This is a genomic window from Streptomyces sp. NPDC093546 (assembly GCF_044765045.1).
Lineage (GTDB): Bacteria > Actinomycetota > Actinomycetes > Streptomycetales > Streptomycetaceae > Streptomyces.
This window is the reverse complement of sequence record NZ_JBIWJG010000026.1, coordinates 1-6,921: the sequence shown is the minus strand read 5'-3', so window position 1 is coordinate 6,921 and position 6,921 is coordinate 1. Positions and strand designations below refer to the sequence as shown.

General features: G+C 74.4%; 1 protein-coding gene. It reads left to right on the top strand.

Annotated elements, in window-relative coordinates:
- Window positions 1–94: 94 nt before the first annotated feature.
- Window positions 95–6,921 (top strand): type I polyketide synthase (locus ACIRNI_RS31565; protein WP_403556768.1); only part of this gene is annotated, 6,827 nt, incomplete at its 3' end.

The following is a 6,921-nucleotide window of genomic DNA, read 5'->3' as shown; positions in this document are numbered from 1 at the left end:
ACGCCACCGCCCTGAGGACCATCAGGAGAACACGATGACCGACGAAGCCGCCACCAGCCCCACCGAGCGCAAACTCCGCGACTACCTGGGCCGGGTGATCGCCGAACTCCACGACACCCGCAGGCAGTTGCGCGAGGCCGGCACCCGGGACCCGGAGCCCATGGCCGTCGTCGCCATGGCCTGCACCCTGCCCGGCGGCGTGCGCTCGCCCGAGGACCTGTGGCGGCTGCTCGCCACGGGTGGGGACGGCATCACGCCCTTCCCCGACGACCGGGGCTGGGACGACGCCCCCCTGGCGGCGGCCGACGGCGTCGCCGGCGCCGCGGCCTCCCAGGGCGGCTTCCTGCACGAAGCGAGCCTGTTCGACCCCGCGTTCTTCGGCATCAACCCGCGCGAGGCGCTGGCCATGGACCCGCAGCAGCGGCTGATCCTGGAGGCGGCCTGGGAGGCGATGGAGCGGGCGGGCATCCACCCCGGCACGCTGCGCGGCAGCCGTACCGGCGTCTTCGTCGGCACGAACGGGCAGGGCTACGGCAACGGCATGCAGGCGGGCCTCGCCGGCACCGAGGGCTACCAGCTCACCGGCGCCGCCACCTCCGTACTCTCCGGCCGCATCGCGTACACGCTGGGCCTGGAGGGCCCCGCGGTCAGCGTGGACACCGCGTGCTCCTCGTCGCTGAGCGCCCTCCACCTGGCCATGCAGGCCATCCGCAACGGCGACTGCTCCCTCGCCTTCGTCGGTGGCGTCACGGTCATGCCGCACCCCGTCGGCTTCCACGAGTTCAGCCGCCAGAGCGGTCTGGCCTCCGACGGCCGGAGCAAGGCCTTCTCCGCCGACGCCGACGGCATGGGCATGGCCGAGGGCGTGGCGATGATCCTGGTCGAGAGGCTCGCCGACGCGCGGGCCGCCGGTCACCCGGTGCTCGCGGTGGTCCGTGGCTCCGCCGTCAACCAGGACGGTGCCTCCAACGGTCTCACCGCCCCCAGCGGCCCCGCCCAGGAGCGCGTCATCCGCGCGGCCCTCGCCAACGCACGCCTGACCCCCGACCAGATCGACGTGGTCGAGGCGCACGGCACCGGCACCGCGCTCGGCGACCCCATCGAGGCGCAGGCGCTGCTGGCGACGTACGGCCGCGACCGCGCACAACCCCTCTGGCTCGGCTCGCTGAAGTCCAACATCGGGCACACCCAGTCCGCCGCCGGGATCGCCAGCGTCATCAAGATGGTGCTGGCGCTGGAGCACGGCACGCTGCCCCGTACGCTCCACGCCGACGTGCCCACCCCGCACGTGGACTGGTCCTCCGGCCGCATCGAACTGCTCACCGCACCGCGCCCCTGGGAGCCGGGCGACCGCCCGCGCCGGGCGGCCGTCTCGTCCTTCGGCATCAGCGGCACCAACGCGCACGTGATCCTCGAGGAGGCGCCCCCCGCCGCGACGGCGCCGACCACCGCGCGCCGCACCGGCCCCGGCATGGTGCCGCTGCCCGTCTCCGGGCGCACCGCGCAGGCCCTGTCCGCGCAAGCGGCGCGGCTGCGCGTCTTCCTGGACGAAGCGCGGGAGGACCCTGCCGCCCCCGCCGAACTCGTCGATCTCGCCTACTCCCTCGGCGCGACCCGTCAGTCCCACGAGCACCGCGCGGTCGTCCTCGCCTCCGACCCGGAGGACGTCCAGGCCGGCCTGCGCTCCGTCGAGGAGGGCACGCCCGGCCCCGGTGTGCTCACCGGGGCCGTGCGGCCGGGGCGGACCGCCTTCCTGTTCAGCGGGCAGGGCGCGCAGTACGCCGGTATGGCGAGCGACCTGTACGACGCGTTCCCGGTGTTCGCGGATGCGTTCGACGCGGTGTGTGCCCGGGTGGACCTTGAACGGCCATTGCGGGACGTGGTGTTCGGGAAGGATGCCGGGCTGCTGGACCGGACGGTCTACGCCCAGGCGGGGCTGTTCGCGGTCGAGGTGGCGCTGTTCCGGTTGGTGGAGTCCTGGGGTGTGGCCCCGGATGTGCTGGTGGGCCATTCGATTGGTGAGCTTGCCGCCGCACATGTGGCCGGGGTGCTGTCCCTTGAGGACGCGTGTGCGCTCGTTTCCGCGCGTGGTCGGTTGATGGACGCGTTGCCGTCGGGTGGTGCGATGCTGGCCGTCGAAGCGGCCGAGGGTGAGCTTGAGTTGCCCGAGGGCGTGGACCTCGCGGCGGTCAACGGACCCACCTCCGTGACCGTTTCCGGTGACGCGGACGCGATCGTGGTTCTGGAGGAGCGTCTGCGTTCCGAGGGCGTACGGGTCAAGCGGCTCACGGTCTCCCATGCGTTCCACTCGCAGCTGATGGAGCCGATGCTCGACGAGTTCGCGGCGGTCGCGAAGTCGCTGACGTACCACGCTCCGATCATCCCTGTCGTCACCACGGCTCCCGGGGACATGACCACCGCCGACTACTGGGTCGGCCAGATCCGCGAGCCCGTCCGGTTCGCCGACGCGGTCGCCCCGCTCACCGATGTGCGGGTCTTCGTCGAACTCGGGCCCGAGGGGGTGCTGTCCGCCCTCGTCCCGTACCTGCACGACAGCACGCCCGCCGTCCCCCTCCTGCGCCGGGACCGGGACGACACCGAGTCCGTGTTCACCGCGCTCGCTCACGTTCATACCGCCGGCGTCACGCCCGACTGGGCCGTCGTGTACGCGCCCTGGGCTCCCCGGCGGATCGACCTGCCCACGTACGCCTTCCAGCGGCAGCGCTACTGGCCGGCCCTCGGCGGTGCGGCGGCGCTGGGAGCCGTGGGGCTGCGCGGCACCCGGCACCCGCTGCTCGGTGCGGTGGTCACGGTGGCCGGCGGCGACGGCCTCGTGTTCACCGGGCGGCTCTCCCGGGCCACCCACCCGTGGCTCGCCGACCACCGGGTGGCCGGTACGGTCCTGGTCCCGGGCACCGCGCTCGTCGAGCTGGCCCTGCACGCGGGGGAGCAGGTCGGCTGCCCCGTCGTGGACGAACTCACCCTCGACACGCCGCTGGTGCTCCCCGAGCGGGGCGGCGTCCGCATCCAGGCCGAGGTGGGGGCGCCGCTCGCGGACGGCTCCCGGGAGATCGCCCTCTACTCCCTCCCCGACGACCTGACCGGAGTCGTGGAACCGGCCGCCCACTGGGTACGGCACGCGAGCGGCATCCTCTCCGGCTCCGCCGCCCCCTCCGCTGCTTCCGGCACCGCGCCCGCCGTCTGGCCGCCGCAGGACGCGGCGCCGGTGGACCTGGGCGACTTCTACGCCACCGCTGCGGCCGCCGGCCTGCAGTATGGGCCGTTCTTCCAGGGTATGCGGGCCGCGTGGCGCGGCGCCGACGGAGCGGTGTACGCCGAAGTGGCGCTGCCCTCACCCGGTGGCGCGGGCGCCCCGGAGCCCGGTGGCTTCGGCCTGCACCCGGCACTCTTCGACGCCGCCCTGCACGGAGCGGCCCTGCACGACCCGGCGCAGAGCGCCCCCGCGCAGGGCGAGCAGTCCGTCGAGCAACCTGCCGAGCAGTCCGTACGGCTGCCGTTCAGCTGGTCCGGTGTCACCCTGCACGCGACCGGCACGACCGCTCTGCGCGTACGCCTGGCCCCGGCGGGCACGGACGCCGTCTCCCTCGAACTCACCGACCCGGAAGGGCAGCCGGTCGCCTCCGTCGCGTCCCTGGTCCTGCGCCCCGCCGGGGCCGCGGGCGGCGCCGTACGACCCGACACGCTCTTCCGCGTGCAGTGGACCACGCTGCCCACGACGGACGGCCGGGCGGACGCCCGCCCCTGGACGCTCGTCGCCGGACCGGCGGAACTCGCCGGCCTGGCGGCCCTGCCGGAGGTCCCCGCGCTGGTGGCCGTGCACGCCGGTCCGGTGTCCGACGCCGACACAGGCGCCGGCGCCGACGTCGACGAGCCCGCCCGGGTCCGCGCCGCCGCGCACCGCGCCCTGGAATGCGTACGGACCTGGCTCGCCGACGGGCGTTTCGCCGACTCCACGCTCGTCCTGCTCACCCGGGGCGCCATGCCCGTCGGCCCCGCCCCCGTCGATCCGGCCGGGGCCGCCGTGTGGGGACTGGCCCGCAGCGCGCAGACCGAACACCCCGGCCGCTTCGTCCTGCTCGACCTGGACCCCGCGGACAGCGCCGTACCCGGAACGGGACCGGCCGACACCGACGAGCCGCAGCTCGCGCTGCGGGACGGCCGGTGGCACGCTCCGCGCCTCACCCGCGCCGCCGCCTCCGCGCCCCCGCCCGGCCCCGGGGCGACGGTGACCCACGGCACCGTACTCGTCACCGGCGGCACCGGTGTTCTGGGCGCACGGGTGGCCCGGCACCTCGCCGCCGAGCACGGCGTCCGCGAACTGCTGCTGGTGAGCCGGCGCGGCCCGGCAGCCCCCCAGGCCGACGAACTGCTCGCCGAACTCGCCGAAATGGGCGCCCACGCGCGGGCCGTCGCCTGCGACGCGACCGACCGCGAAGCCCTCGCCGCGGTACTCGCCACCGTGCCCGCGGACCGCCCCCTGACCGGAGTGGTGCACGCCGCCGGGATCGTGGACGACGGCGTGGTCACCGCCCTGACCCCCGAGCGGATCGACGCGGTGCTGGACGCCAAGGCGGCCTCCGCGCTGCACTTGGACGCGCTGGTCGGAGACGTCCCGCTCTTCGTGCTGTTCTCCTCCGCCTCGGCGACGTTCGGCTCGGCCGGCCAGGCCGGGTACGCGGCCGCCAACGCGGTGCTCGACGCCGTCGCCCAGCGCAGGCCGGGCGCCGTCTCCGTCGGCTGGGGGCTGTGGGAGGAGACCTCCGGCATCTCCGCCGGGCTGGACGAGACGGGCCGGGCCCGGATCAACCGCGCGGGCGGGCCACTCACCACGGCCGAGGCACTGACGATCCTGGACGCCGTCCGCACGGGTGACACCCCGCACCTGGTCGCCCTCCACCTGAACCTCCCCGAACTCCGCAAGGCCCTGGACGGCGACCCCGCCGGCCAGGCGCCGCCGCTGCTGCGCGGCCTGGTCACCCGCTCCACGCGGCCCGGGGCGGCACGTGCCATGCCCGGCGCCGCCTCCCCGTTGGGCGAGCGCCTCACCGCGCTCGGTGAGGTCGAGCGCACCGAGTTCCTCGCCGAACTGGTGCGGTCCGAAGCCGCCGGCGTGCTGGGGTACGCCGCCTCCGACCAGGTGGAGGACCACAGGACGTTCAAGGACCTGGGCTTCGACTCGCTGACCGCCGTCGAACTGCGCAATCGCCTCGGCGCCGTGACCGGCCTGCGGCTGCCCGCGACCCTGGTCTTCGACCACCCCTCGCCCCAGGCCATGACGGCCCACCTGCTGCCCCTCCTGACCGGTGAGGACCGCACGGCCGCCCCGAAGGCCGGCCGCGCCTCCCGAACGGCCGCCGGGAGCGACGAACCCATCGCGATCGTCGCGATGAGCTGCCGCTACCCCGGCGGGGTCAACAGCCCCGAGGACCTATGGCGGCTGGTGGCCGAGGGCGCCGACGCGATCGGCCCGTTCCCCGACAACCGCGGCTGGGACATCGAGAACCTCTACGACCCCACCCCCGACGCGTCGGGCAAGTCGAACATCCTCGAAGGCGGCTTCGTCCGCGACGCCGACCGCTTCGACCCTGTGCTCTTCAACATCTCGCCGCGCGAGGCCCTCGCGATGGACCCGCAGCAGCGCCTGCTGCTGGAGGCCTCCTGGGAAGCGTTCGAACGGGCCGGCATCGACCCGACCTCGGTCGGCGGCAGCCGCACCGGCGTCTTCGCCGGGCTCATGTACCACGACTACGGCTCGACCATGACCGTGCTGCCCGAGGGCGTCGAGGGCTACCTCGGCACCGGTACCTCCGGCAGCGTGCTGGCCGGTCGCGTTTCCTACACCTTCGGGCTCGAGGGCCCGGCCATGACGGTGGACACCGCGTGCTCGTCCTCCCTGGTCACGCTGCACCTGGCCTGTCAGGCGCTGCGCTCGGGCGAGTGCGACATGGCACTGGCGGGCGGCGTCACCGTGCTCTCCACCCCGGCCGTCTTCATCGACTTCAGCACACAGGGCGCGCTCTCCTCCAACGGCCGGTGCAAGACCTTCTCGGCGGACGCCGACGGGACGGGCTGGGGCGAGGGTGTGGGAGTGCTGCTGGTGGAGCGGCTCTCGGACGCTGAGCGCCTCGGTCATCAGGTGCTGGCGGTGGTGCGGGGTTCGGCGGTCAACCAGGACGGTGCGTCGAACGGGTTGACGGCGCCGAACGGCCCGTCGCAGGAGCGGGTGATCCGGCAGGCGCTGGAGAGCGCTCGGCTGAGCCCTGCCGACGTGGACGTGGTGGAGGCGCACGGAACGGGGACGCGGCTCGGTGACCCCATCGAGGCGCAGGCGTTGCTGGCGACGTACGGGCAGGGGCGTGAGGAGCCGCTGTACCTGGGGTCGTTGAAGTCGAACATCGGGCATACGCAGGCGGCTGCGGGTGTCGGTGGTGTGATCAAGATGGTGGAGGCCATGCGTCACGGCGTGCTGCCTGCCACGTTGCATGTGGGTGAGCCGTCGCCGCATGTGGACTGGGAGGCGGGGGCTGTCGAGCTGCTGACGGAGGCCCGTGCGTGGCCGGAGACGGACCGTCCGCGGCGGGCGGGCGTCTCCTCGTTCGGCGTGAGCGGCACGAACGCGCACGTGATCCTGGAAGCCGCGCCCCAGCGCGCCGCCGAGCCCGACACCGAGCCTTCTTCCGCCCCCGCGCCCTGGCTGCTCGCCGGCAAGAGCGCCGGTGCGCTCCAGGGAGCCGCGGCACGGCTCGCCGGGCTGACGGACGAGGCGGATCCCGCCGACGTCGCCTGGCAACTGCTCACCGGTCGTGCGGTGCTGGAGCATCGTGCGGTGGTGTGGGGGGAGGACCGTGTCGGTGCGTTGCGTGCGTTGGCGCGGGGTGTGTCGCATGCGGGTGTGGTGCG